Raw genomic sequence first — 2,382 nt, forward strand, 5'->3', positions numbered from 1 at the left:
GAGTTCCTGCTGGCCCGCTGGAAGGCCGCCAGAAGGCCGATTACCCCGATTACGCCGCTTACTTCGAGCGAAAGATGATCTCCTTCATGCGCTGAAGCCGGGGTGCCGTCATCGGCACCGTCAGCATGGTGCTGGCAATGGCCATCAGCAGCAGGGCGGTGAAGGTCTCGTTGGTGATGATTTTCTTGCTCAGCAGGATGTTGACAAAGATGATCATGATCAGGCCCTTGGTCTGCAACAGCCAGCCGATGATGGAGCCTTCACCGGGCGCCCATTTCAGCACCTTGCCGGCGATGTAAGTGCCCAGCAACTTGCCGCCGACTGATGCCAACAGCAGTACCGCAGCAGCAACAAAAACGGCTTCACCGCCCACGGACCAGTTGGTGCGCAACCCCGCGCTCAGGAAGAACACAGGCATCATCACCAGCAGCACATGGTGCCGCAGCAGGTCCATGTGTTCCTGGTCAAACCAGTCTCCGTCAATGACGGCGCCGGCCAGGAATGCCCCGATCATGTAGTCCAGGCCAGCCCATTCCGCACCGAAGGCGCAGACGATCAGCCAGATGAGCCCGACGTACCAGCGGTCACGCTCGGGCAGCCACACCATGAGCTTGCGAAAGGCATAGCTCACAAGGCCGAAAGCCACCAGGAAGCCGGCCTGGGTGCCCACCCGTTTCCAGTCCATCAGGATCAGCGCCAGCACACCCCAGATCGCGATGTCGTCCAGGCTCGCATAGCGGATCAGGCGCTGGCCCACGGGCTGGCGCAGGATGGCGAGCTTGTCCATCAGCAGGATCAGCACGGGCAGCGCCGTCACGGCGCAGGCCATGCCGACACCCACAACAAACTGCCAGGGCATGCCTTGTGGGCCCAGCCATCCCGGATACATCAGCAGGCCCGCGGCCACGACGCAGCCCAAAATCAGCGGCGTGCTGAGTGCCAGGCCGGCCGTGATGCCGCTTTCGCGCCGGTGTTCCCAGGTTTTTTTGAGGTCCAGCTCGATCCCGGCGATCCAGACAAACACCATGACGGCCCACCAGGCGATGCCGTTGAGCGACTGCACCACCGGTGCGCTGAAGACAAAGGCGTAGTAATCCGGGTAGACCTTGCCCAGGATGCCCGGGCCCAGCAAAATGCCGGCAATCATCTGCACCACCACCAGCGGCGCGTAATAGTCGGTTCCCAGAACCCGCCAGATCAGGTAGGGCACCGCAAAGATGAGCGCCATGGCAATCAAATAGGTTTCGGTGGTGGTCATTGCGGAATCCATGGGCCCTTTAGGTTTGTGTCTGCGGTTCTGTGCCGGTAGCCAAGCCCCGCATGGTAGATGATGGGCGGCAAAAATCAGTGACAGCCGTTTGCCGCCCGGTTACCATGGCATCGGCTGGCCCCATTGCCAGCCACGTCGCTCGGACGGTTCCGGGCGCTTACGTGAAAGTTTTTATGTCCGCCTCTACTTCAGGCAAGCGCCGCTTTGCGCGCATTGACCGCCTTCCCCCCTACGTCTTCAACATCACGGCCGAGCTGAAACTCGCGGCGCGCCGGCGCGGCGAAGACATCATCGACATGAGCATGGGCAACCCCGATGGGGCGACGCCTGCCCATATCGTGGCCAAGCTCACCGAGGTCGCGCAGCGGCCCGACACGCACGRCTATTCGGCCAGCAAGGGCATCCCGCGGTTGCGCCGCGCCATTGCGCACTGGTATGAGAGCCGCTACCAGGTGGCGATTGACCCCGACACCGAGGCCATCGTCACCATTGGCTCCAAGGAAGGCCTGGCCCACCTGATGCTGGCCACGCTGGACCGCGGCGACACCGTGCTGGTGCCGGACCCAAGCTACCCCATCCACATTTACGGCGCGGTGATCGCGGGGGCGGACATTCGCTCGGTGCCGCTGACACCTGACACGGATTTTTTTGCCGAGCTCGAAAAAGCCATTCGCGGCAGCTACCCCAAGCCCAAGATGATGGTGCTGGGTTTTCCTTCCAATCCGACAGCCCAATGCGTCGAGCTGGAGTTTTTCGAAAAGGTGATTGCGCTGGCGCGCAAGCACGACATTTTTGTGGTGCACGACCTGGCCTATGCCGACATCGTGTTCGACGGCTGGAAGGCGCCGTCCATCATGCAGGTGCCGGGCGCCAAAGACATCGCGGTGGAGTTTTTCACGCTCTCCAAAAGCTACAACATGGCGGGCTGGCGCGTCGGCTTCATGGTCGGTAACCCCGACCTGGTGGCCGCACTGGCGCGCATCAAGAGCTACCACGATTACGGTACCTTCACCCCGCTGCAGGTGGCGGCGATTGCCGCGCTGGAAGGCGACCAGCAATGCGTGAAGGACATTACCGCGCAATACCAGGCGCGGCGCGACGTGCTCTACATG

The 2,382-nt window shown here is 62.1% G+C and carries 2 protein-coding genes; one reads left to right on the top strand and one right to left on the bottom strand.

The features are described 5' to 3' along the window. Positions 1-58 precede the first annotated feature (58 nt). Positions 59-1,258 carry a cation:proton antiporter gene (locus AC1D0Z_RS19770; RefSeq protein WP_477659880.1) on the bottom strand — a complete coding sequence of 400 codons (1,200 nt, stop codon included), beginning with the start codon at positions 1,256-1,258 and terminating at the stop codon, positions 59-61. A gap of 185 nt (positions 1,259-1,443) precedes the next feature. Here AC1D0Z_RS19770 and AC1D0Z_RS19775 point away from each other — a divergent pair. After that, positions 1,444-2,382: aminotransferase class I/II-fold pyridoxal phosphate-dependent enzyme (locus AC1D0Z_RS19775; RefSeq protein ID WP_477659881.1), on the top strand; the 939-nt coding region annotated here is incomplete at its 3' end.

The organism is Polaromonas sp. P1_E3, from assembly GCF_056405935.1.